This is a genomic window from Mesorhizobium vachelliae, from assembly GCF_033977325.1.
GTDB lineage: Bacteria > Pseudomonadota > Alphaproteobacteria > Rhizobiales > Rhizobiaceae > Mesorhizobium > Mesorhizobium vachelliae.
In genome coordinates this window covers 1-1,764 of sequence record NZ_JAVIIR010000060.1, presented here as the reverse complement: position 1 = coordinate 1,764, position 1,764 = coordinate 1, and the positions used below count along the sequence as shown (strand labels likewise).

The following is a 1,764-nucleotide window of genomic DNA, read 5'->3' as shown; positions in this document are numbered from 1 at the left end:
CAAGGTATCGAGCTCTACCAGCGCCCTCGACGATGTAGATGCTCGCGCGTTGCCGCTCTTGGCATTGTCGTTCGGCCGATATCCCCAACTGGCGGAATGCCGCGACGGCACGGTCAGGATCGGCGAATTCTGCAGCGACAACCCAGCAGCGCTTCGCCAGCTCGACGCTCGAAACCTCTCGCTGCTGGTGAACGGCTTCAGCAAGTGGCCTGACCAGCCAGGGTGTGGCGAGGGCACTTTCGCAGTTGCTGGTGAGGTTCTTCGCCGCGCCCACACGCAAGGGTTTTCCAAATTCAATCCGCAGAGCTTGACCAACCTGGTCAATGGTTTCAGCAAATGGCCGAACCAGGCGGAGTGTCGGGAGGCCACCAGCGCTATCGGCACCGAGGTGACGTACCTCGCAGGCCGAGCCAATCGGCTTTCCGATTTTGTACCGCAGGACCTGGCGAACCTGGTGAACGGTTTCAGCAAGTGGCCGGAACAGGAAAGCACGCGCGAAGCAACGATCGCCATCGGCTCTGAGATCAGTCGCGAGGCCAACCGACTCGGTCGCTTTCCTGAGCAGGAGCTGGCCACTTTGGTGAACGGTTTCAGCAAGTGGCCGCAAGAGCCAGGCATACGTCAGGCTGCGGTCGCCATCGCAGGGGACATTGCGTCCGGCGTCGGCAAGCCCGGCGGATTTACTCATCAGCACCTGGCGATACTGGTGAATGGTTTCAGCAAGTGGCCCGAAGAACTCAATATGCGCCAGGCAGCAGTCACCGTCGGTGGGGAGGTCGTTGCGCGCGCCAGGGAGCTGGGTGGGTTCACGGATCAACACCTGGCCAATCTGGTGAATGGTTTCAGCAAGTGGCCGGAACAGGAGAAGACGCGCGAAGCGGCCGTCGCCATCGCCTCTGAGGTCAGCTGCGACGCCAACCGATTGCGCGGTTTTCCTGGTCAGGAGCTGGCCTATCTGATCAATGGCTTCAGCAAGTGGCCGCAAGAGCCAGGCATGCGCCAAGCTGCGGTCGCCATCGCCGGGGAGATCGCCTCCCGCGCCGACAAAATCAAGGGGTTTACCCATCAGCAGCTGGCCATACTGGTGAACGGTTTCAGCAAATGGCCCGAACAGGAGAAGACGCGCGAAGCCACAGCCGCAGTTGCCCGCGAGATTCTCCGCCGCACCAGTCACCTCCGTGGATTTACTGACCAACATGTGGCGAACCTGGTGAACGGATTCAGCAAGTGGCCCGAGGAGCCTGAAGTGCGCCAAGCTGCAGTGGGCCTCGCCGAGGAGATCGTGTCCCGCGCCGGCCAACTCGCCGGATTCGCCGATCAACACCTGGCGAATTTGGTGAACGGTTTCAGCAAATGGCCCGAACAGGAGAAGACGCGCGAAGCCACGGCCGCAGTTGCCTGCGAGATTCTCCGCCGCACCAGTCACCTCCGTGGATTTACTGACCAACATGTGGCGAACCTGGTGAACGGATTCAGCAAGTGGCCCGAGGAGCCTGAAGTGCGCCAAGCTGCAGTGGGCCTCGCCGAGGAGATCGTGTCCCGCGCCGGCCAACTCGCCGGATTTGCCGATCAACACCTGGTGACCTTGGTGAATGGTTTCAGCAAATGGCCGGATCAGCAGAAGATGCGCGAGGCTACGGTCACCATTGGCAGGGAGGTCCTTCGCCGCGCCGATCGCCCGGATGTCGGGCTCTCCGATTTTACTGCTCAAGGCTTGGCGATCCTGGTGAACGGCTTCGGCAAGTGGACGCAAGAGCCGGTGTG

General features: G+C 61.5%; 1 pseudogene. It reads left to right on the top strand.

Annotation, left to right across the window (positions count from 1 at the left end):
- Nucleotides 1-1,764 (top strand): annotated as a pseudogene (locus RFM41_RS33990) (hypothetical protein); the annotation flags it as partial.